This is a genomic window from Micromonospora sp. HM5-17, assembly GCF_003762835.1.
In the GTDB taxonomy this organism is placed as follows: domain Bacteria; phylum Actinomycetota; class Actinomycetes; order Mycobacteriales; family Micromonosporaceae; genus Plantactinospora.
In genome coordinates this window covers 585,456-607,633 of the sequence record NZ_RJWA01000002.1, presented here as the reverse complement: position 1 = coordinate 607,633, position 22,178 = coordinate 585,456, and the positions used below count along the sequence as shown (strand labels likewise).

Sequence of the window (22,178 nt, the reverse complement as noted above, 5' to 3'; positions counted from 1 at the left end):
TCTCAGTCCGCCATCGCCGGAAGCAGCTCCTCCGCCCGGGTCGCCGCCTGTCGCCCGGGCGGGTTCTTCAGCCCGACCTGGACCGCCGTCACCTTGTACTCCGGACAGTTGGTCGCCCAGTCGGAGTTCTCGGTGGTCACCACGTTCGCCCCGGTCACCGGGTGGTGGAACGTGGTGTAGACGACCCCGACCGGCATCCGGTCGGAGAGGACGGCCCGCAGCGAGGTCTGGCCGACCCGGCTGGACAGCACGACCTCGTCGCCGTCGCTGATGCCCCGGACCTCCGCGTCGTGTGGGTGGATCTCCAGTACGTCCTCCGGGTGCCACGCGACGTTCGCGGTCCGCCGGGTCTGCGCACCGACGTTGTACTGGGTGAGGATCCGGCCGGTGGTGAGGATCAGCGGGAACTTCCGGGTGCTCCGCTCCCGGGTCGGGACGAACGGTGTCAGGACGAACTTCCCCTTGCCCCGGACGAAGCCGTCCACGTGCATGATCGGCGTCCCCTCCGGGGCTGCGGCGTTGCACGGCCACTGCACACTGCCGAGCTTGTCCAGCTTCTCGAAGGAGACCCCGGCGAACGTCGGGGTGAGGGCGGCGATCTCGTCCATGATCTCGCTCGGGTGCGCGTACCGCATCGGGTAGCCCATCGCCTCGGCGATCTCGCAGGCGATCTGCCACTCGTGCTTGCCGGTCCTCGGCGGCATCACCGGCCGGACCCGGTTGATCCGCCGTTCGGCGTTGGTGAAGGTGCCGTCCTTCTCCAGGAACGAGGTGCCGGGCAGGAAGACGTGCGCGAACCTGGCGGTCTCGTTGAGGAAGAGATCCTGCACCACGACCAGCTCCATCGCCCGCAACGCGGCGGTGACGTGGCTGGTGTTCGGGTCGGACTGCGCGATGTCCTCGCCCTGCACGTAGAGCGCCCGGAAGCTTCCCTCGAGCGCCGCGTCGAACATGTTCGGGATCCGCAGCCCGGGCTCGGACTGGATCTCCCGCCCCCACATCTCCTCGAAGGTCCCGCGCACGACGTCGTCCGAGATGTGCCGGTAGCCGGGCAGCTCGTGGGGGAAGGAACCCATGTCGCAGGAGCCCTGGACGTTGTTCTGCCCGCGCAGCGGGTTGACCCCGACCCCCTCCCGGCCGATGTTGCCGGTTGCCATGGCGAGGTTCGCCATCCCCATCACCATGGTGGAGCCCTGGCTGTGCTCGGTCACCCCGAGGCCGTAGTAGATCGCGGCATTGCCGCCGGTGGCGTAGAGCCGGGCCGCGGCCCGCAGCTCCTCGGCCGGCACTCCGGTCAGCTCCTCCACCGCCTCCGGGCTGTTCTCCGGACGGGCGATGAACTCCGCCCACTCCTCGAAGCCCTCGCAGCGCTCGGCCACGAAGTCCCGGGCGACCAGCCCCTCGGTGAGGACGACGTGCGCCATCGCGTTGATCACCGCGACGTTGGTGCCGGGAGCGAGCTGGAGGTGGTGGGTCGCCTCGATGTGCGGCGACCGGACCAGGTCGATCCGGCGCGGGTCGATGACGATCAGCTTGGCCCCCTCGCGGATCCGGCGCTTCATCCGGGAGGCGAAGACCGGGTGTCCGTCGGTCGGGTTGGCACCGATCACCATGATCACGTCGGCCTTCGCCACCGAGCGGAAGTCCTGGGTGCCGGCCGAGGTGCCGAAGGTCTGCTTGAGGCCGTAGCCGGTCGGCGAGTGGCAGACCCGGGCGCAGGTGTCCACGTTGTTGTTGCCGAACGCCGCCCGGATCATCTTCTGGACGACGTACACCTCCTCGTTCGTGGTCCGCGAGGAGGTGATGCCACCGATCGCGCCGACGCCGTACCGGGCCTGGATCTCCCGCAGCCTCCTGGCGGTGTAGGTGATCGCGGTCTCCCAGTCCACCTGCCGCCACTCGTCGGTGATGCTCTCCCGGATCATCGGGGTCAGCACCCGGTCGGGGTGGGTGGCGTAGCCGAAGGCGAAGCGGCCCTTGACACAGGAGTGTCCCTCGTTGGCGCCGCCGTCCTTGTACGGCACCATGCGGACCAGCTCGGTTCCGCGCAGCTCGGCCTTGAACGAGCACCCGACCCCGCAGTAGGCACAGGTGGTGATGACGCTGCGGGTCGGCATGCCGAGCTGGACCACCGACTTCTCCTGGAGCGTGGCGGTCGGGCAGGCCTGCACGCAGGCCCCGCAGGAGACGCACTCGGAGGACATGAAGTCGGTGCCGCCGGCGGAGACCTTGGAGTTGAAGCCGCGCCCCTCGATGGTCAGCGCGAAGGTCCCCTGGATCTCACCGCACGCCCGGACACAGCGGGAGCAGGCGATGCACTTCGACGCCTCGAACTGGAAGTACGGGTTGCTGGTGTCGGTGGGCTCGGCGAGGTGGTTGGCGCCGGAGTAGCCGTAGCGCACCTGGCGCAGCCCGACCACGCCGGCCATGTCCTGCAACTCGCAGTCGCCGTTGGCCGAGCAGGTGAGGCAGTCCAGCGGGTGGTCGGAGATGTACAGCTCCATCACGCCCTGCCGGAGCTTGGCCAGCTTCGGCGACTGCGTCCGCACCTTCATGCCCTCGGCGACCGGCGTGGTGCAGGAGGCCGGGGTGCCACGCCGCCCCTCGATCTCGACGAGGCAGAGCCGGCAGGAGCCGAACGCCTCCAGGCTGTCGGTGGCGCAGAGCTTGGGGATCTCGATTCCGCTCAGCGCCGCCGCACGCATCACCGAGGTGCCCTCCGGTACGGTCACCGGCAGGCCGTCCACCTCGATCGTCACCGTCGCCAGGCCGGCCTTGGCCGGGGTGCCGAGGTCGGGTTCCTTCAGCAGGCTCATGACTTGGCCTCCTCAAAACGGCCAGCAGATTCTTCCGCGCGCCTCTCGGTGCGGGCGGTGAAGTCGTCCGGGAAGTGCAGCAGCGCGCTCCGGACGGGCATCGGGGTAAGCCCGCCCATCGCGCAGAGCGACCCCTCGGTCATCAGCTCGCAGAGGTCGTTCAGCAGGGCGAGGTTGCCGTCCGGGTCCTGGCCGGCGACGATCTTGTCGATCGTCTCGACACCGCGGACCGCGCCGACCCGGCACGGGGTGCACTTGCCGCAGGACTCCTCGGCACAGAACTCCATGGCGAATCGCGCCATCGCCGCCATGTCGACGGTGTCGTCGAAGACGACGACGCCGCCGTGCCCGAGCATCGCGCCGGCCGCGGCGAACGCCTCGTACTCCAGCGGCAGGTCCAGGCGGTCCGCGGGCAGGTACGCCCCGAGCGGGCCGCCGACCTGGACCGCGCGGACGGGCCGGCCGGAGCGCGTGCCGCCCCCGTACGTGTGAACCAGCTCGCCCAGCGTCATCCCGAACGCGGTCTCGACGACGCCGCCCCGGGCGACGTTGCCGGCGAGTTGGAAGACCTGGGTGCCGCGCGACCGCGCCACACCGAGCGCCTGGTACGCCGCCGCGCCGTCGGCGAGGATCGCCGGGACCGAGGCCAGGGTCAACACGTTGTTCACCACGGTCGGCTTGCCGAACAGCCCGCTGATCGCCGGGATCGGGGGCTTGGCCCGGACCATGCCGCGCTTGCCCTCCAGGCTCTCCAACATCGCGGTCTCCTCGCCGCAGATGTACGCACCGGCCCCGACCCGGACGTGCAGGTCGAAGCGGAGCCCGGAGCCGAGGATGTCGTCGCCCAGCCAGCCCTGCTCACGGGCGATGGCGATGGCCCGTCGCATGGTGCGCACCGCGTCCGGGTACTCGGAGCGGATGTAGACGTAGCCCTCGCTCGCGCCGACCGCGTACGCGGCGATGGTCATCCCCTCGATGAGGGTGAACGGGTCACCCTCCATCAGCATCCGGTCGGCGAACGTGCCACTGTCGCCCTCGTCGGCGTTGCAGCAGACGAACTTCAGCGTGTCGGGGGTGTCGGCGACGGTCTTCCACTTGATCCCGGCCGGGAAGCCCGCGCCGCCCCGGCCGCGCAGCCCGGACTCGGTGACCTCGGCGACCACCTCGGCCGGGGACGTGGCGAGTGCGGCGCGCAGCCCGGCGAGCCCGCCGTGCGCGACGTAGTCCTCCGGCGAGAGCGGGTCGATCACCCCGACCCGGGCGAAGCAGAGCCGGGTCTGGTTGCGCAGCCACGGCAGCTCCTCGACGACGCCCTGGCAGAGTTCGTGGTCGGCGCCGTCGAACAGCCCGGCGGCGACCAGCTCGCCGACCCGCTCCGGCGCCACCGGCCCGTACCCGATCCGGCCCCGCTCGGTGACCACCTCGACCAGCGGTTCCAGCCAGAGCATGCCGCGGGATCCGTTGCGGACCACCCGCACCGACCTCCCCGCCTGGGCGGCGACCCGCTCGAGCTCGGCGGCGACCAGGTCGGCGCCGACCGAGAGCGCGGCGGAGTCCCGGGGTACGTAGACTGTGACCGGCGTCGTCATGAGTTCACCGTCTTTCCGCTGGTCGTGACCTCGTAAGCGGCCGGCGCCGCCGCTCGCGACGCGGCCAGCAGGGCGTCGAGACGGGCCGGGGTGAGCCGTCCGTGCAGCTGCCCGTCGACCTGGCCCGAGGGGCCGAGGGCGCAGTTGCCGAGGCAGAAGACCTGCTCCAGGGTGACCGCACCGTCCGGTGTGGTCTGTCCGAGTGCGACACCGAGGGACTGTTCGGCGTACGCGATGAGCCGCTCCGCGCCGACCGCCTGGCACGCCTCGGCGCGGCAGAGCCGGACGACGGTCCGGCCGGCGGGTTCGGACCGGAAGTCGGTGTAGAAGGTCACGACGCCGTGCACGTCGGCCCGGGAGATGTTGAGCTCGGCCGCCAGCACCGGTACGTCGTCGGCGTCGATGTAGCCGAACTCCTCCTGGATCCGGTGCAGGATCGGCAGCAGGGCACCCCGGTCACCCCGATGTGCCGCGACCAGCGCGCGTACCCGATCCGCTCTCGTCGCGGCGCCCGGACTCTCCACGGTGTTCCACCCTCCGCTCGCAGATCGACCGATCGGCTCCACGATACGGCGGCGTGAATACAATATGCACATTGGTAGGTCCGATTGATCAATAGGTATCGCCTATCAAGGCTGATGCCGTACCGGGACCGAGCCGGGTCCCCGTGCGCGACCCGGCCGGACCCGCGACGACCCGCGGGGGCATGCCGACCGCGCATCCGGGATCTTTCCCCGGCCGTGCCCGACGGGCACACACGGACACCGTCCGGCGGAGATGCGACGAATCCCACTGGCGCACGGCGCACCGACTCCCTACCGTCGAGCCGGCCGGACAACAGAACAGCTTCCTCATCGGAGGACGGGTGCGGACAGTTCGGGGCTGGTTGCGCGACACCGCCGGAGGGCTCCCGGCGACCTTCTGGTACCTCTGGTCCGGTCTCCTGATCAACCGGGTCGGCGCCTTCGCCATGCTCTTCCTCCCGCTCTACCTCACCGAGGCGCGCGGGGTCGGCGCGGCGCTGACCGGGTTGGCGGTCGGGGCGTACGGCATCGGCGGAGTGGTCGGCGTCCTGCTCGGCGGGGTCCTCACCGACCGCTGGGGACGGCGCCGGACGCTGTTCTGGGCGCACCTGGTCGCCGCGATGCTGATGGGCGGGATGGCGGTCGCCACCAACGTGCCGATCATCGCCCTGCTCGCCGCGCTGGTCGGGATCGCCCACTCGATGCCGGGCCCGGCGTTCGTCGCCGCGATCGTCGACGTGGTGCCCCTGCCCCGCCGGTCCCGCGCGTTCAACCTCCAGTTCTGGGCCTTCAACGTCGGGACGGCCCTGGCGTCCGCGCTGGCCGGGCTGCTCGCCGAGGCGAGCTACCTCGCGCTGTTCCTGGTCGACGCCGGCACCACGCTCTGCACCGCCGTCATCATCGCGTGGAAGGTCCCGGAGACCCTTCGCCCCGCCGTGGCCCGCCCGAGCACCGTCGACCATGGCGGTACCGCCGGATCCGGTGTCGCCGTGCCGCTCGACGAGACGGGGCGGAGCCGGCGACCGCGACGGGGTGTCGGCCGGGGCGGGCTGTGGGTGCCGCTCACCGACCGGATCTTCCTGGCCTTCGTCGGGCTGACCTTCGTGCAGGCGATGCTCACCACCCAGAACTCCACCGTCATGCCGCTGGCGATGCGCGCCGACGGGCTCAGCTCCTCGGCGTACGGCCTGGTGGTCGCGCTCGGTGGCGCGCTCATCGTGGCCGGGCAGCTCTTCGTGCCCCGGCTGCTGGACGGGCGTCCCAAGCACCGGGTGCTGGCCACCGCGACCACGCTGATGGCGCTCGGGTACGCCAGCCTGGCGCTGGCCGACCGGCTTCCCAGCTATTTGCTGGCCGCCCTGGTCTGGACGGTCGGATCGATGCTCGCCGCCCCGCCGAACGCCGAGATCAACGCCGAGCTGGCCCCGCCCGCGCTACGCGGTCGCTACCAGGCCGTCTTCTACCTCACCTTCCCGGCCGCCGCCTTCGTCGCCCCGAGCATCGGCGGAACCAGCCTGCAGTACCTCGGCGACGGCCACTGGCTGGCGGTCGGCGCGGTCGGGCTGCTCGCGACCGCCGGACACCTTCTCGCCGGCCCGCCCCGGGAACGCCGGGTCGCCGCCGGGCTGGGCCCGGCCCGCGCCCAGGGTCACGCTCCGGAGGCGGGACCGCCCCACGCCCCGACCGGTTCCCCCGCCGCGGCTCCGGTCGACGGCGCTCCCCCGGACCCGGGGCCGGCCGGCACGCCGGGGACCGTCCGCGCTCCGTCGCCCTGAACGGGCCGTCGTCCGGCTGGTCGGGGCACGCTCACCGGGCGGAGGCGACACCTCCACCCGGCCGCGCCGACACCACGTTGCGGGTCAGCTCAGCGAGTTCGGCCGCCCGGTCGGCGCGCTGGCGCGGCCAGCCGGCCGCGTCCGGGCGCCGTTGCCAGGGCAGCGGCCCACCCGGCGGCCGGTACTCGACGCCCATCGCGTCGAGCCGGCGTAGGTGCGCGGCCAGGCGGCGGTCGAAGCCGGCGGTCGTCCCGGCCGGCGACCAGACCGCCTCGGCGAAGGCCGAGAGCCGGGGAAAGGCGAGGTAGTCGACGGCCCGAGGGCTGTCGGCGTGCTCGGTCCAGAGGTTGCACTGGGCACCGAGGACGCGGTGCCGCAACCCGGCCGGCAGGGTCGGCGGTACCGGCTCGAAGGCCCGGACGTCGGCGACGGTCAGCAGGGTGCCGACCGGGATCGGCTCGTCCGGGTGCTCGGACTGGCGATAGTCCAGGTACGCGGCGCTGTCCCAGCAGGCGACGACGTCGTGCCCCGCCTCGGCCGCGGCTACCGCCACGGCGGGACCGCGCCAGGCCGCGACGGCGGCACCCGGCGGGAGACCGCCCTCCAGGATCTCGTCCCAGCCGTACAGCACCCGGCCGCGGGCGGCCAGGTGCTCCTGGAACTGCCGGACGAACCAGGCCTGCAGCTCGTCCTCGTCTGCCAGGCCGAGGTCGCGGATCCGCCGCTGCGCGGCGGGACTGGCCCGCCACTCGTCCTTGCGGCACTCGTCGCCGCCGATCCCGATGTACCGGCTCGGGAAGAGTTCCATGACCTCGTCGAGGACGTCACGGAAGAAGCCGATGGTCTCGTCGGAGACGTTGAGCACCCGTGTCGAGATCCCCCACCGGGTGGAGACCGCCACCGGCTCCTCGGGGTGGTTGCCGAGTTCCGGATACGCCGCGATCGCCGCCTGGGTGTGGCCGGGCAGATCGATCTCCGGTACCACGGTGACGAACCGCTCGGCCGCGTACGCGACGATCTCGCGGATGTCGTCCTGGCGGTAGTAGCCGCCGTGCGGCCGGCCGTCGAACCGCTCGTGCTGGCGCGATCCGACCATCGACTCGGCCCGCCAGGCCCCGACCTCGGTGAGCCGCGGATAGCGCCGGATCTGCAGTCGCCAGCCCTGGTCGTCGGTGAGGTGCAGGTGCAGCACGTTGAGCTTGTGCGCGGCGAGCAGGTCGACGATCCGCAACACCCCGGAGACCGGCATGAAGTGCCGCGCGACGTCCAGCATGAACCCGCGCCAGCCGAAGCGCGGCCGGTCCTCGACGTCGAGACAGGGGACGGTCCAGGGGCCGGAGCGCACCGGCGCCCGCCGGTACACCGCCGGTGGCAGCAGTTGACGCAGGCTCTGTGCCCCGTAGAAGACGCCCGCGGGTGAGCCGCCGGTGATGGCGATGCCGTCGGGGCGTACCCGGAGCCGGTATCCCTCCGCGGGGAGCGCCGGGTCGAGGGCGAGCGTGACGGCACGGGCCGACCCGACGTCCGAAGCACCGGACGTCGGGTCGGCGGCCACCGTCATCCCGGACGCCGCCCCGGCGGCGTGGGCCTGGCCGGACTCCGGCCCGGCGGCCGTGACCGGACCGATCCGCTCCGGCAGCGGCAACCCGGTGGCGCGGGACAGGATCTCCCGCAGCCACCGGGCGACGCCGGCGCAGTCCGGGACGGCCCGCAGCACGGTCGCGGACGTGAGGGTGCAACCGCCGGCACCGGGCCGGACGGTGACCGGTTGCGGCAGCAGGGTCGCCACGGGATCGGACATCAGTCCTTCACCGCCCCACCGAGCCCGGAGACCAGGCGGCGCCGAACGAGGATGAAGAAGATCAGCACCGGGATCGTCATCAGGGTGGAGGCGGCCATGATGCCACCCCAGTCGTTCTCGTCCGGCTTGAAGAAGACGAGCAGCGCGGCCGGCAGCGTCTGGTTCTCGGTGGCGCTGATGATGAACGTCTTGGCGAAGATGAAGTCGTTCCACGCGGTGATGAAGGAGAAGACGCTCGTCGCGGCGAGACCGGGCGCCACCAGCGGAAAGAGGATCCGCCACAGGATGGTGAACCGTCCCGCCCCGTCCAGGGTCGCCGCCTCCTCCACCTCCGGCGGGATCGCCGCGACGAAGCCGCGCAGCATCCAGATCGTGAAGGGCAGGCTGAACGCCAGCTGCACCAGGATCAGCGCACCGAGCGTGTTGAGTCCCACTCCCGGTACGACCCGGCCGAGATCCCGGATCTGGAAGAAGAGCGGGATGCTCAGCGCCTCCACCGGCACCATCTGGGCGATCAGGAAGAGCACCAGGATCGTGCTGCGGGCCCGGAACCGGTAGCGGGTCAGCGCCACCGCGGCCAGGAACGAGACCACCGCGCTCAGCACGACCACCGAGAGCGCCACGACCAGGCTGTTCAGGAAGTAGCGGCCGAACCCGCTCACCCCGAGCGCCGCCCGGAAGTGGTCCAGCGTCGGGTGCAGGGTCCACGGTCGGGGATCGGCCGAGAGGATCTCGCCGGTCGGCTTCACCGCGGAGAGCACCATCCAGTAGATCGGGAAGACGGTCACCGCGGCGACCGCGATCGCGATCGCGTCGCCGAGCCGGCGCGAGACCCGACCTCCGCCCCGCGACCGGCGCCGCGCGACTCCGCCGCCCGGACGCTGTCCCGCGCCCGCCGCACCACCCCGCGGCCAGGTACGCACGGCGCGTACCCCCGGCGCGCTTCCCGTCACCATCGTGCCGCCCTCCGTTCTCGCGCTCACCGCGACCTGCCCGCTACCACCGCGCCGTTCCGCCCGGGCCGCCGGCCCGGCTCACCCGGTCCGCTCCCCGCGCTCACAGCGACTCTCCGGTACGACGCAGCGCCCGCAGGTAGAGCAGCGTGACCACCAGCAGGATCAGGGTCATCACGACCCCGATCGCCGAGCCGAGGCCGTACTGCGCGGAGGCGAACGCCTTCTGGTACGCGTACACGTTGAGCACCAGGTTCTGGCCGGCGATGCCGCCGCCGCGGGTCATCACGTAGATCTGGGTGAACACCTTGAAGTCCCAGATGATCGACTGGATCACCACGATCGTGAGGAGCGGCCGCAACATCGGGACGATGATCCGGCGGAACGTGGCGGCGGGACCCGCACCGTCCAGGGCCGCGGCCTCCAGCACCGAGTCGGGGATCGCCTTGATGCCGGCGTACAGGGTGATCATCACGAACGGGAACGAGTGCCAGACCACCACCGCGCCGACCAGGACGAACGCCACGGTCCGGTCGTAGAGCCAGTTGTACGCGCCCAGCCCGAGCAGCTCGTTGACCAGACCGAGGTTGCTGTCGAAGAGGAACATCCAGACCACCGAGCCGGTCATCGCCGGGGCGGCCCAGGCGGTGAGCGCCGCGAGCGACAGCGCGATCCGGGCCACCCGGCCGACCCGGGTCAGCAGCACCGCGAGTGCGGCGCCGACCGCGAGCGTCGCGACCACGCAGCCGGCGGCGAAGAGCACCGTCTGGCCGAGCACGGTCCAGAACGCCGGGTCGGCGACGAGGGTCCGGTAGTTCCCCGCGCCCAGGAACCGGGCCGGCTCGCCCCCGCTGACCTGGGGCTGCCCGTAGTCGAACAGGGAGAGCAGCCCGAGCTGGTAGAGCGGGTACGCGAACATCGGCACCAGGACGGCGAGCGCCGGCAGCAGCAGCCACAGGGGCGTGAGCCGCTGCCGGCGGAGCGTGGCGGTCGACACCGGTCGCTACTTTCCGAACGCCGCGGTGATCTGCTGGTTCGCCTCGGCGGCCGCCGCGTCCACACTCGCCTTCTTCGTGATCACCTTCTGGAGCATGGTCGGGATGATCCGCTCGGCGTCGATGGTGGTCCACGCCTTGTCGACCGGTACGAACCTGGTTCCGGCGTCCATGGTGTCGAGGAACGGCTTGAGGAACGGCTGGGTGCTGACCACCTCGGCCCGGGCCGACTTCATCGCGGGCAGGAAGCCCATCGCCTCGTACAGCTTCAGGGTGTACTTCTTGCTCGCCAGCAGGTGCATGAACTCGACGGCGAGGGTCCGGTGCTTCGTGGAACGGAAGACCCCCAGGCTGCTGCCGCCGGCGAAGGCGGGAGCGATCGAGCCGGGCTTGGCGCCGGGGAGCGGCACGACGGCGTACTTCCCCTTGACCGCGCCGGCGTCCACCGCCGAGCGGTTGAAGTTGCCGAGAATGGCCATCCCGGCCCGACCCGCCGCGAACGCCTCGACGGTGCCGCCGCCGGTCAGGTCCACACACTGCTGGGCGGGGCAGATGTCGTCGCTGAACAGGTCCGTGTACGCCTTGATGCCGGCCTTGGCCGCCGGCGAGTCGATCGCCGCGGTGTAGCCGTCGCCGGAGCTGGTGGCGATGTCGCCGCCGGCGTCCCAGATGAACGGCAGCGCGCCGAAGGTGTAGAGCCCGCCGACCGCGATCCCCAGCATCTCCGGGTGGGCGGCCCGGACCTTCTTGGCCGCGCTGACCAGCTCGGCGTACGACGTGGGGGGCTGGAGGCCGAGTTCGTTGAAGATGTCGGTGCGGTAGTAGAGGGCCCGCACGCCGAGCCACCACGGCACACCGTACTGCTTCCCCTGCACGGTGACGGTGTTGACCAGGTCGGCCGGCAGGTCGGCCGCCTCGGCCCACCTGCCGTTGTCCGCGGTGACGTCGATCATTCCGTTGGAGGCGACGAAGCTCGCCAGGTCGGTGTTGCCGATCTCGGTCACGTCCGGCGCGCTCGCCGGGTCGTTGAGCGCGCCCTTGTACTTCTCGGCGCGGGTGTCGGTGGCCAGGTAGCTGACATCGACCGTGACGTCGTCGTGGCGCGCCGTGAACTCGGCGATGGCCTCCTTGATCACCGCCTCCTTGGCGGCGCGGTTGGCCTCGTCGAAGAGCCAGACCCGCAGGGTGCCGGTCATGGAGTCGGTGCTGTCGGTCGATTGGCCGGTAGAGGGTGCGCAAGCAGCGACGCCCAGGGCGACGGCGCAGAGCGCGGTCAGGGCGAGAAATCTCCGCACGGGTGGTCTCCCTCGGGAAAGAGTTCTATAACGAGCCATGTTCGTAATTAGGTCGGTAATGATGTCCTTCAGGCTGGGGCGGCCTACCCGGTCGCGTCAAGTCACAATTTCCCAGCTCAGAAGCGGTTTCTGGGCACGTCGTACCGCCCGCCCGGCGCACCGGGCGGTCAGTGTTTCACCGGTTGCGGACAGCGCCCCGCTGACCGTCCGGTGCCCCTAGTCCCCGAGGTACAGGACCGCGTCGACCTCGATGTCGAAGCCGTTCAGGGCGACCGGCAGGGTGGTCCGGGCCGGCAGGTTCTCGGTGCCGAAGTACTCCTGGTAGATCTCGTTCATCGTCGGAAAGTCGGCGAAGTCGCGCAGGTAGACGCCGACCCGGACGGCCTTGCTGAGGTCGCCGCCGGCCGCCTCGGCCACCGCCGCCAGATTGTCGAACGCGGCTCGGGCCTGGGCGGCGAAGTCCCCGGTGACCCAGGTGCCGTCCGGCAGCACCGGGCAGGCACCGGCCAGGTACGCGAAGTCTCCGGCGACCACCGCGTGCGAGTACGGCCCGCCGGGTGGCGCCGCCCGGTCGGCGACGATGATCTTCTTGGGCATGGTCAACCTCCGTCTCGGGGAAACTGTTCGGTGAGCCCGTCGGGGCCCACCAGGGGTGTGGTCAGCAGTCGACGGACCGCCCGGTCCCGGTCGGCCAGGGCGGCACGCTGGGCGTCGGTGAGCGGGATCCACGGCGGGGGTGGCGGCGAGAGCCGGGGTGGTAGCGGCCGACCCGCCCGATAGGTCGCCTCGTTCACCAGCCGCAGCGGGGCGGTACGGCGCTGCCCGTGCACGTCGGACAGCTCGAACCGGCCGTGCTCGACGGTGAAGACGGCGAGGTCGGCCGGCCCGCCGACCGCAAGCGTGCCGACCCCGGCCGGCAGACCGAGTGCCCGGGCCGGGCCGATGGTCGCCGCCGCGACCACCTGCTCCAGGCTCATCCCGACGGCGAGTGCCTTGGCCATCGTCGTCGGCAGGTCGAAGACCGGGCCGTGCAGCGAGCGCGCGTGCAGGTCGGTGGAGACCACGTGCGGCGGCATCCCGGCGGCCAGCTGCGCCTCCAGGACGTCGAAGGCGAAGCCGCCGGAGCCGTGCCCGAGGTCGAAGACGATCCCCGCCTGGTACGCGTCCTTGGCGGCGGGATCGAACCCCGCCGGACCGGCGGCGATACCGCTGGCACAGTGCGTGATGATGTCGCCCGGACGCAGCAGCGGCAGCAGCTCGCCGATCGACGGCGGCGCCGCTCCGATGTGGACCATCACCGGCAGGTCGGCGGCCTCGGCCGCCGCGACCGCCCGGCGCAGCGGGGTCAGCCCGTGCGTGCCGATGTTGTGCCGGTCCATCCGGACCTTGATCCCGACGATGCTGTCCCGGTACGCCCGTACCGTGGCCACCGCCAGCTCGACGTCGCAGTTGGCGAGGTCCCGCGCCTCCCCGACGCGGGCGACCAGTCCCACCGTCGAGATGTTCAGCAGCGCGGGGACCCGAACCCGGTAACCGGCCGCCGCCGCCGCGAAGGCCGGAAACGAGTAGGCACCGGCCGAACCGGCGTCGACCCAGGTGGTCACCCCGGAGCGCCACGCCACCGGGTCGGGGTCGATCCCCCAGTACGTCGCACCGGCGTACACGTGGGTGTGCAGGTCGACCAGCCCCGGGGTGACGAGTCGCCCGCCCAGGTCGACGACCTCGGCCGCGCCGTCGCGGGGCAGTCGCGGCGCCACCGCGGCGATCCGCCCGTCGCGGACCGCCACGTCGTGTGGACCGCGCCGGCCGCCGCCCGGGTCGAGCAGGTCGCCGCCGGTGAGCAGCAGGTCCCACCGCGCCGCCCGCTCCCCCGGCACGTCCCCGCGCTCCCCGCACACGTCCCCGCGCTCCCCTCGCATCTCCCCGCGTGTCTCTCGCACGTCTCCGCACACCGCGTGCTCCACCGGCCCGTTCATCGGTCCTCGATCGCGGCCGCGATGCGCAGCCGGTACAGCCGGGCGGGTCGGCCCTTGCGGTGCAGCTGCGTGCTGCCCTCCGCCTCGACCAGCCCGGACTCGCTCAGCTTGCGGATCAGCCGCCGACCGCTCGGATCGGTGATGCCGAGCTGCTGGGCGAGGTCCCCGGGGGAGATGGCCCGCCCCTCCAGCGCCCGCTCGACCGCCGCCAGCCGGGAGAGCGTCGCCGCACTCAACCCCACCTCACCGGCGAGCCGCTCCAGCTCGGCGCCGTGCCCCCGGTAGGTGAAGGCGACCGCGGTGCCGACCGGACTCATCGGGCCGATGATCACCCCGCTGTCCTCGACCAGGTACGCGCTCGGTGCGTCCTCCTGCTCGGCGCGGGCGGCGGCCCGCTCGGCCAGGTGCAGACAGCTTCGCGCCGAGGCGCCCACCCCGAACCCGGCAGCGACCCGGATGCCGAGGGTCTCCTGGGCCTGGCCGAGCGCCGGCAGGGCCACCCAGTTGCGGGTCGCCTGTTCGAACAGCGCCTGGTGGGCGAAGACCACCACTCCGCGCCGGCCCCGGTTCTCAATCCACGCGTCGCCGAACTCGGGGGTGTTGAGCAGCAGGTTCATCAGGCCCACCCGGGCCCGGTCGAGGTCGAGCTGCGGCCCCGCCCGGCTGACCAGGAAGACGCCGGCGGCGAACCGCAGCGCGCTCGCCCGCTTCGACTGCACCCGCAGCGCCAGCTCGTGCAACTGGGCGCGGAGGGTGGCCGGTCCGGGCAGCCCGCCGAGCACCCGGGTGGTGCCAGCCAGCTGCTCCGCGACCGCGGTACGCAGGCTGATCACGTAGTCGGCGCCGGTCCGGGCCAGCGCGGCGCGGTGGAACGCCACGATCTCCGCCACGCTCTGCTCCGGGTCGTACGGCAGGCAGCTGATCCCGGCCGGGTCCAGGTCCAACGCCCGGACCACCTCGTCAACCGTTCCGACGTCGTAGGTGTCGATGCTGACCGGGGTCGGCCGCCAGCCCCGGGACAGCGCCTTGAAGAAGGCGAGCGACAGGTCCAGGCCGGCCGACCGCAGGATGGCGACCGGAAGGTCCGCCGGGAGCAGGTCGGAACACTTCGCGTACGGGACCGGGCCGAGCATCAGTCCGTCGACGCGCTGCCGGGCGAGCAGGTCCCCGACGAGGTCCCGTACCGCGTCCTCGTGCTCGTAGACCACCCACTCCAGGGTCACCCCGGCCAGGGTCCGCGCCGCGTCCTCGAAGACGGCGCGGTGGCTGGCGTGGATGACCAGACCGATCACCATCGGTCCTCCAGGTTCGAAAATGGTCCGTTAAACGTGGCCGAGATAGGGTGCGCCCTCGCGACAGCTCCCGTCAAGTGCTTGACGTTGACCCGGCCGAGCCGGCACGCTGGGCAGCCGACAGCGAGCCACATCCGAACCTGTGGGGATCCGACCGGGTTCGGTGCGACCCGAGGGAGAGTCGATGGGCGAGCACCTCCGGGCGGCCCCCGCCCCCGCGCCCGGTGTCGGGACAGCCGTGGACTGGCGGGCGAAGGGGATCTGGCAGCCCGGTCCGCCCGTCCCGGCCGCCGCGTTCGCCGGCGCCAATCACCACCTCTTCGGCGGCGCGTTCACCTGGCCCGTGTTGGTTGCCCGGCGTGCCGCCCTCGACCGGAACATCGCGACGCTGGCCCGGTTCTGCGCCCGGCACGGCCTGTCGTTCGCGCCGCACGGTAAGACCACCATGGCGCCGTCGCTGTTCGCCCGGCAGCTCGCCGCCGGCGCCTGGGCGATCACCGTGGCCACCGCCAACCAGCTGCTCGCCTGTCGCGCGCTCGGGGTGCCCCGGGTGCTGCTCGCCAACCAGCTGCTCGATCCGGTGCCGCTGCGCTGGCTCGCGGACGAACTGGACCGGGGCTTCGAGGCGTTCCTCTTCGTCGACTCGGTCGCCGGCGTCGAGGCGATCGGCGCCGCGCTCGCCGGGCGGCCGGGCAACGCCGCGGTACCCGTCCTGGCCGAACTCGGCTACCCCGGCGGGCGTACCGGCTGTCGGAGCCTCGATCACCTGGTCGAGGTTGCCGAGGCGGCCGCCGCCACCCCTCGGGTCCGCCTCGCCGGGGTCGCCGCGTACGAGGGCGGACTCCCCGACGCCGACGCGGTCGGGGCGTACCTGGACCGGACCCGGGCGGCCACGACGGAGCTGGCCCGCCGGGGACTCCTGGCCGACGAGGTGATCGTCAGCGCCGGGGGCAGCGCCTGGTTCGACGTGGTGGCCGACCGGCTCGCCGGCGACTGGCTCGCCGGCCACCGGCTCCGGGTGGTGCTCCGCAGCGGTGCCTACGTCAGCCACGACCACGGCTTCTACGCCGACCACACGCCGTTTCGCCGCATCCCGGACGAGGACGGGCTGGCCCCCGCGCTGGAACTCTGGGCGCAGGTCACCTCCGTCCCCGAGCCGGGCCTGGCGATCGCCGGGATGGGCAAGCGGGACGCCCCGTACGACGAGGGACTGCCGATCCCGCTGCGGGTCCGCCGGGTCTCGGGGGCGGTCGAGCCGGTCGCCGGGGTGGTCGTCACCCGGCTCAACGACCACCACGCCTTCCTCGCCGTGCCCCCGGACGCCGACCTCCGCCCGGGAGACCTGCTCTGTTTCGGCATCTCGCACCCGTGCACCGCCTTCGACAAGTGGCGGTACATCCCGGTCGTCGACGACAGCGACACCGTCGTCGACGTCCTGGAGACGTACTTCTGATCGGCGATTCGGGCGACATACGGAGATCGTTGGCTGAGAACGGACATCCCCGGCGGGAGCGGGGCTGGCCGCCCCGGAATGCCGCCTCCTCGGGTGATGTTGTGCACCCGGACGGCCACACGGGCCGGACCTCAGCCGAGGAGGATGATCATGAGGGTTCGTCGCTCCCTGCGGGTGCTGAAGCGGAAGCCGGGCTCGGTGGTGGTACGCCGACACGGCCGGGTGCTGGTCGTCAACCGCACCAACCCCCGCTGGAAGACCCGGCAGGGCTGAGTCGCCGAGCGGAAGGGCCGGGCAGGTGGCGCCCGGCGGCGGAGCGGGACGCCCGTCAGGGGTGGGCGTCCCAATGGGAGGCCGGCCCGGACCGGGCCGACCCGGGGTCGCCCGGCCGGAGCAGGGCTCCGGTCGCGGTGGCCCGGGATGACCCGGGCACGATGGGAGGATGCGTCTGGTCTCCCTGCTGCCCTCCGCGACCGAGATCGTCTACGCCCTCGGCCTCGGTGACGACCTCGTCGGGGTCACCTTCGAGTGCGACGAGCCACCGACCGCCCGGATCGACAAGCGCATCGTGGTCGGCGGCCGGGACACCCGGGGCATGAGCCCGGGCGAGATCGACGACTACGTGAAGTCGCGGATGGCCGCCGGCGAGGACCTCTACACGCTGCACGCCGACGCGCTGGCGGAACTCCGTCCCGAGCTGATCCTGACCCAGGACCTCTGCCGGGTCTGCGCCCTTCCCTCCGGCCACGTCGAGGACGCCCTCGACTACCTGGGCTGCCGGGCCGACGTACTCGCCCTCGACCCGCACACCCTGGCCGAGGTGCTCGACACGATCCACGCGGTCGGGGAGCGGACCGGAGTGCCGGAACGCGCCGAGGCACTCGTCACCCGCCTGCGTGCCCGGCTCGACGCGGTCGCCGCCGCCGTCGCGGGCCGAACCCGCCCGCGCGTCGCGGTCGTGGAGTGGGTCGAGCCGCCGTTCACCGCCGGCCACTGGGTGCCGGACCTGGTCCGGGCCGCCGGCGGCGAGCCGGTCGCGGCCCGTCCCGGGGCCCGGTCGGTGGAGACGACCTGGCGGGAGTTCGCCGACGCCGGCCCGGACGTCGTCCTCGTCGCCCCCTGCGGTTTCCACCTCGACGGCGCGGTCGCGCAGGCCCGGATCGTCGCCGAGCGGCTGCCCGGCGTACCGGTCTGGGCGATCGACGCGGACGGCCTCGTGGTCCGCCCGGGTCCCCGGCTCGTCGACGGTGTCGAGGCGATGGCCGCGCTCCTGCACCCCGGCGTGGTACCGGACCCGCCGCCGGGTGCGATCGCCCGGGTGGCCTGACGGCCGCCACGGGCCGCGGGGTCGGCCCGGCGGCCGACACACCGGGCACGTCGTGCCACCCGATGCCCCCGGCCACCGCCGGGTCAGCGCGTCGGCGTCCCGTGCGGTTCACCCGGTACGACGAGGCCCGCCTCATAGGCGAAGATGACCGCCTGCACCCGGTCCCGGAGCCGCAGCTTCGCGAGGATCCGTTTGGTGTGCGTCTTCACCGTCGACTCCTCGATCCGGAGGCGGCCGGCGATCTCCGCGTTGGACAGCCCGCGGGCGACGAGGTGCAGGACGTCCCGCTCCCGCGGGGTCAACGCGTGGAGCCGCCGCTGTGCGCCCGGGTCCCGCCGGGGCTGGCTGACCAGACGGCTGATCACGGTCGCGGTCACCGACGGCGAGAGCAGCGAGTCACCCGCGGCGACCGTGTGGAGCGCGGCGATGAGCTGCTCCGGCCGGGTCCGCTTGAGCAGGAAGCCGGAGGCACCGGCGTGCAGCGCGCCGAGGACGTACTCGTCGTCCGAGAAGGTGGTCAGGATCAGGACCCGGGTGCCGGGCACGCTCTCGACGATCGCCGCGGTCGCGGCGATCCCGTCCATGTCGGGCATCCGGACGTCCATCAGCACCACGTCGGGGCGGTGTTCCCGGGTCCGGGCCACCGCCTGGCGTCCGTCGCCGGCCTCGCCGACGATCGCGATCGACTCGTCGGTGGAGAGCACGGCACGCAGGCCGGCGCGCATGAGGTCGTCGTCGTCCACCAGGACGACCCGGAGCACGCTCACCGGACCGGGCCGTCCGGTCCGCGCGACGACCCGGAGCCGACGGCCACCGGCGACCGGGCCAGCGCTTCCACCCCGGCGGACGTCTCCACCCCGGCGGGTGTCCCCCGCCCGGCAGGCGCCTCGGCGGGCGGCAGGGGCAGTCGTACCCGGACCTCGAACCGGCCCCCGACCGGACCGACGACGCAGGTCCCGCCGAGCAGGGTCGCCCGCTCCCGAATGCCGACGATGCCGTGTCCCGCGGTGCCGTCCCGGCGCTCGTCGTCCCCCGGCCTCCTCCGGTTGACCACCACGATCTCGACCGCGTCGGTGGCGTACCGCAGTGCGACCCGGGCGGCGCCGTCGCCGTGCCGTGCCGCGTTGGTGAGCGCCTCCTGGAGGATCCGGTACGCCGCCTGCGACACCCCCCGGGTGAGGCCGCGCGGCTCCCCGACGACGTCGAGGTCGACGGTCAGCCCCGTCGCCCGGTGCCGTTCGAGCAGTTCCCCGAGCGCGCTCAGGTTCGCGGGCGTCCGCGGGTCGACGTCGTCGTGGCGCAGCGCCCGCACCAGGCGGTCGATCTCACCGGCGATCTCCCGGGCGACCTCCTCGATCGTCGTGATGGCCTGGCGCGACCGGCACGGATCCCGTTCGTGCAGCAGCCGGGCCGCCGCGGCCTGCACCAGGATCACGTTGATCGCGTGGCCCGCCGAGTCGTGCAGCTCCCGGGCGATCCGGGTCCGCTCCTCCGCGGCGGCCAGCCGCCGCTCCCGTTCCGCGTCCCGCTCGGCCCGCCGGGCGCGTTCTTCCAGGTCGGCGACGCGCTCCCGGCGCAACCGGGCCCGATCGCCGAGCAGCCAGAACCCGCCGAAGGCGAGCAGCCAGAACCCCAGCTCGGTCAGCAGGGCCAGCACGTCGACCCCGACCGCGGCGTACCCGAGCGCCACCGCCGGAACGAATCCGACGACCGCGCCGAACGCGGCCGCCCGGCGCCGTCCCGGGGCACCGGAGTAGACGTCGGCGAGGCTGTAGGCGGCGACGGCCGCCCCGACCGGAACGTCGAGCGGGTACCTCAGGGTGGTGAGCGCCACGCTGGCCAGCGCCACCACGGCGAAGACCACGGCCGGGGCCCGGCGGCGGGCCGCCAGGGGCAGTGCGGTCGCCACGGCGAGCAGCAGGCCCGGTACGTCGAGGCTCCGGCCCGCCGGGTCCTGGGTACCCAACCCGCCGCCGGCCAGGAGGCCGACGGTGACCGCCAGCGTCACCGCCGCGGCGGCGACGTCGAGGAGGGGCCGGGTGCGCGTCACGGATCCAGCGTAGGCCGCGGGCAGGCCGGGCCTCGTCATCCCGAGGCGGGAGCACCGCTACCTCCCGGGAGGTAGCCCCGGGTCGCGCCGGAGAGTGTTTCCCCACGCTGTCTGGCGTTCCTACCGTCCGGCGGGTCAACGTTCCCGCACGACGAGGGAGTCCGGCGTCATGCCCGACACACGGTCCATCTTCGCCCGGCTCGCACGGTGGTCGTACCGACGCCGCTGGTGGGCGGTGCTGCTCTGGGTCGCCGTACTGGTGACCGGCACCGTCGCCGCGCAGGTGGCCGGAAGCGCGTACCACAACGACTTCTCCCTGCCCGGCACCGACTCGCAGCGGGCCCTCGACGTCCTGCGGGACCGGGCCCCGGACCGGACCGGCGCCACGGTCGACATCGTCGTCCAGGCACCGGCCGGGCTGGTGGCGCCGGAGGTCCGGCCCAGGGTCGACGGGCTGCTCGCGGAGGTACGACGGCTGCCCCGGGTCGTCGAGGTCGGCGACCCGTACGCCGACCCGGCGTCGGTGTCCCGGGACGGCACGACCGGGTACGCCCGGGTGACCCTCGACGCGCCGGCCGAGGAGCTGCCGGCCGAGGACGTACGCCGGCTGATCGACACGGCGGAGGCGGCCGGCGGCGACGGGCTGCGGGTGGCGGTGGGCGGCGACCCGGTCCGGGGCGTTCAGGAGGGTGGCGGGCCCTCGGAGGGGATCGGTTTGCTCGCCGCGCTGGTGGTCCTCGTCCTGCTCTTCGGCTCACTCCTCGCCGCGAGCCTGCCCATCGTGATCGCGATCTTCGCGGTGGGGACCGCGATCGGGGCGACCGTGCTGGCCTCGCACGCCGCCACCGTCGCCGACTTCACCGCGCCGCTGATGGTGCTGGTCGGCCTCGGCGTCGGGATCGACTACGCGCTGCTGGTCTTCTCCCGCTACCGCGCGGAACTCGTCGCCGGACGAGCGCGGGCCGAGGCCGCGGAGACGGCGCTGGACACCGCCGGGCGGACCGTCTTCTTCGCGGGCTGCACGGTGATCATCGCGTTGCTCGGCCTGGTCGCGCTCGGACTGGGCTCGTTGCAGGGCGTTGCCGTGGCGGTCGCGCTGACCGTGCTGATGACCATGGTCGCCACGCTCACGCTCCTACCGGCACTGCTCGCGGTCGTCGGTCCGCGCCTGGAGCGCGCGGTGGCGCGGCGGGCCGCGCGGGCGGGCCGCGCGGCGCGTGTCGAGGGCGCGACCTGGCGGCGCTGGTCCGCCGCCGTACGCCGGCACGCCGGGCTGGTGGCGGTGCTGTCGGTGCTCGCTCTGCTCGGGCTCGCCGCACCGGCGCTGGACCTGCGGCTCGGCTTCGCCGACGCCGGCACGGACGCCGAGGGCTCGACCAGCCGAACCGCGTACGACCTGCTCGCCGAGGGGTTCGGCCCCGGGGTGAACGGGCCGCTGGTGGTGGTCGCCCAGGGCGGCCCGGCGGTGGCGGAGGCGGCCCGGAACGCGCTCGCCAGCACCGCCGGGGTCGCCTCGGTCGCCCCGCCGCAGCCGGTGGGCGACGGCACCGCGCTCCTCGTCGTCGTCCCGACCTCGGCACCGCAGGACGAGGCGACCGCCGAGCTGGTGACCCGGCTACGCGCCGAGGTCCTGCCGCCGGTGGCCCGGAACAGCGGTGGCACCCTGCTGGTCGGCGGCAGCACCGCCGCGGTGACCGACTTCGCCGACGCGGTCGCGGCCCGGCTGCCGCTCTTCGTCGCGGTCGTCGTCGGGCTCTCCGCACTGCTGCTGCTCGTCGTCTTCCGGTCGGTGTGGATCCCGGTCAAGGCGGCACTGCTCAACCTGCTCAGCGTTGCCGCCGCCACCGGCGTCATCACCCTGGTCTTCCAGCACGGCCTGCTCGGCGCCGAGCCGGGGCCGATCGAGGCGTACGTCCCGGTGATGATCTTCGCGATCATCTTCGGCCTCTCGATGGACTACGAGGTCTTTCTGCTGGCCCGGATGCACGAGGAGTGGACCCGGCACGGGGACCCGACCCGCGCGGTCACCGAGGGCCTGGCCACGACCGGTCGGGTGGTGACCGCCGCCGCCACCATCATGGTGGTCGTCTTCGGGGCGTTCCTGTTCGACCCGAGCCGGATGCTCCAGCAGTTCGGCCTCGGACTGGCGGTCGCCGTCGCGGTGGACGCGGTGCTGATCCGGTGCCTCACCGTACCCGCGGTGATGCACCTGCTCGGCCGGCACGCCTGGTGGCTGCCGCGCTGGCTGGAGCGCCGGCTGCCGCACGCGCCGCTCGCGCACGCCCCTGCGCCGGCACCGGCCGAGGCCGTCACCGCCGCCCACCATCCCTGA

17 protein-coding genes are annotated in these 22,178 nt (G+C 73.0%); 5 read left to right on the top strand and 12 right to left on the bottom strand.

The window, feature by feature from the left end:
* Positions 1-2: 2 nt before the first annotated feature.
* The 3 genes from fdhF to EF879_RS07880 are packed head-to-tail and all read right to left on the bottom strand — an operon-like array spanning position 3 to position 4,929.
* Entirely contained in the window at positions 3-2,816 is a 2,814-nt protein-coding gene (fdhF, locus tag EF879_RS07890) for a formate dehydrogenase subunit alpha (RefSeq protein WP_123556271.1), read from the bottom strand.
* On the bottom strand, positions 2,813-4,405 hold the full coding sequence (locus tag EF879_RS07885) for an NADH-quinone oxidoreductase subunit NuoF (RefSeq protein ID WP_123556269.1): 1,593 nt from the start codon (positions 4,403-4,405) through the stop codon (positions 2,813-2,815). The genes fdhF and EF879_RS07885 overlap by 4 nt, the downstream gene beginning before the upstream one ends.
* On the bottom strand, positions 4,402-4,929 hold the full coding sequence (locus EF879_RS07880) for a formate dehydrogenase subunit gamma (protein ID WP_199736223.1): 528 nt from the start codon (positions 4,927-4,929) through the stop codon (positions 4,402-4,404). The genes EF879_RS07885 and EF879_RS07880 overlap by 4 nt, the downstream gene beginning before the upstream one ends.
* A gap of 341 nt (positions 4,930-5,270) precedes the next feature.
* On the opposite strand from EF879_RS07880, the gene EF879_RS07875 reads away from it, so the two are divergent.
* On the top strand, positions 5,271-6,704 hold the full coding sequence (locus EF879_RS07875; RefSeq protein ID WP_123556265.1) for an MFS transporter: 1,434 nt from the start codon (positions 5,271-5,273) through the stop codon (positions 6,702-6,704).
* A 31-nt stretch (positions 6,705-6,735) separates the two neighbouring features.
* Here the strand turns inward: EF879_RS07875 and EF879_RS07870 are convergent, their stop codons facing one another.
* From EF879_RS07870 to EF879_RS07840, 7 genes are all read right to left on the bottom strand, one after another.
* Positions 6,736-8,505 (bottom strand): beta-N-acetylhexosaminidase, encoded by a 1,770-nt coding sequence (locus EF879_RS07870; RefSeq protein WP_123556263.1) that lies wholly within the window; start codon positions 8,503-8,505, stop codon positions 6,736-6,738.
* Complete coding sequence (locus EF879_RS07865) at positions 8,505-9,488, bottom strand: carbohydrate ABC transporter permease (protein ID WP_233604307.1); 984 nt, start codon at positions 9,486-9,488, stop codon at positions 8,505-8,507. The genes EF879_RS07870 and EF879_RS07865 overlap by 1 nt, the downstream gene beginning before the upstream one ends.
* Positions 9,489-9,561: 73 nt before the next feature.
* Positions 9,562-10,455 (bottom strand): carbohydrate ABC transporter permease, encoded by an 894-nt coding sequence (locus EF879_RS07860; protein ID WP_233604306.1) that lies wholly within the window; start codon positions 10,453-10,455, stop codon positions 9,562-9,564.
* A gap of 6 nt (positions 10,456-10,461) precedes the next feature.
* On the bottom strand, positions 10,462-11,649 hold the full coding sequence (locus tag EF879_RS07855; RefSeq protein WP_233604305.1) for an extracellular solute-binding protein: 1,188 nt from the start codon (positions 11,647-11,649) through the stop codon (positions 10,462-10,464).
* A 315-nt stretch (positions 11,650-11,964) separates the two neighbouring features.
* Positions 11,965-12,345 (bottom strand): RidA family protein, encoded by a 381-nt coding sequence (locus EF879_RS07850; RefSeq protein WP_123556257.1) that lies wholly within the window; start codon positions 12,343-12,345, stop codon positions 11,965-11,967.
* A 2-nt stretch (positions 12,346-12,347) separates the two neighbouring features.
* On the bottom strand, positions 12,348-13,625 hold the full coding sequence (locus EF879_RS07845) for an amidohydrolase/deacetylase family metallohydrolase (RefSeq protein ID WP_233604304.1): 1,278 nt from the start codon (positions 13,623-13,625) through the stop codon (positions 12,348-12,350).
* Positions 13,626-13,720: 95 nt separating this feature from the next.
* Entirely contained in the window at positions 13,721-15,019 is a 1,299-nt protein-coding gene (locus EF879_RS07840) for a helix-turn-helix domain-containing protein (protein ID WP_199736219.1), read from the bottom strand.
* Between the two features lie 181 nt (positions 15,020-15,200).
* Here EF879_RS07840 and EF879_RS07835 point away from each other — a divergent pair, with 181 nt between their 5' ends.
* The 3 genes from EF879_RS07835 to EF879_RS07825 all read left to right on the top strand — a co-directional run bounded on the left by EF879_RS07835 (position 15,201) and on the right by EF879_RS07825 (position 17,796).
* A complete protein-coding gene (locus tag EF879_RS07835; RefSeq protein ID WP_123556255.1) occupies positions 15,201-16,469 on the top strand; it encodes an alanine racemase in 1,269 nt (422 codons plus the stop codon).
* Positions 16,470-16,619: 150 nt separating this feature from the next.
* Complete coding sequence (locus EF879_RS07830; protein ID WP_123556905.1) at positions 16,620-16,742, top strand: ribosomal protein bL36; 123 nt, start codon at positions 16,620-16,622, stop codon at positions 16,740-16,742.
* A gap of 169 nt (positions 16,743-16,911) precedes the next feature.
* Entirely contained in the window at positions 16,912-17,796 is an 885-nt protein-coding gene (locus EF879_RS07825) for an ABC transporter substrate-binding protein (protein ID WP_123556253.1), read from the top strand.
* Positions 17,797-17,879: 83 nt separating this feature from the next.
* On the opposite strand, the gene EF879_RS07820 is transcribed toward EF879_RS07825, so the two are convergent.
* Positions 17,880-18,557 carry a response regulator transcription factor gene (locus tag EF879_RS07820; protein ID WP_123556251.1) on the bottom strand — a complete coding sequence of 226 codons (678 nt, stop codon included), beginning with the start codon at positions 18,555-18,557 and terminating at the stop codon, positions 17,880-17,882.
* Between the two features lie 2 nt (positions 18,558-18,559).
* Positions 18,560-19,846: a sensor histidine kinase gene (locus EF879_RS07815; RefSeq protein ID WP_158624131.1), complete on the bottom strand. Its 1,287-nt coding sequence runs from the start codon at positions 19,844-19,846 to the stop codon at positions 18,560-18,562.
* 169 nt (positions 19,847-20,015) lie between these two features.
* Between EF879_RS07815 and EF879_RS07810 the strand changes: the two genes are divergently transcribed.
* The gene (locus tag EF879_RS07810; protein ID WP_123556247.1) at positions 20,016-22,178 is read left to right on the top strand and encodes an MMPL family transporter; all 2,163 of its coding nucleotides are present in this window, start codon (positions 20,016-20,018) and stop codon (positions 22,176-22,178) included.